The sequence below is a fragment of the Nostoc sp. CALU 1950 genome, assembly GCF_051172895.1.
GTDB lineage: Bacteria > Cyanobacteriota > Cyanobacteriia > Cyanobacteriales > Nostocaceae > Nostoc > Nostoc edaphicum_A.
Window position 1 is genome coordinate 1 of record NZ_JBDNJQ010000514.1, and the last position, 204, is coordinate 204.

Consider the following 204-nt stretch of genomic DNA (forward strand, 5'->3'; position numbering starts at 1 on the left):
AACTTTTCAGTTCTCTAAATCTAGCTACTGGAAGTCCATCAGATAACTTCATAAACTTTGGACATGACCATGACTATAAATTTGGTTCTAAAATGATGTCTAGTCTACCAAGTAATGCTGTTGGTGTAATGGATAGAGGTTTCGCTGGATTAAAATTTATCCAAGAATTATTCCAAGAAAACAAATACTTTGTTTTGCGGATTA

At 32.8% G+C, this 204-nt stretch carries 1 pseudogene; it reads left to right on the forward strand.

Annotation, left to right across the window (positions count from 1 at the left end):
• Positions 1–204: pseudogene (locus tag ABF638_RS38590) on the forward strand (IS4 family transposase); the annotation flags it as partial.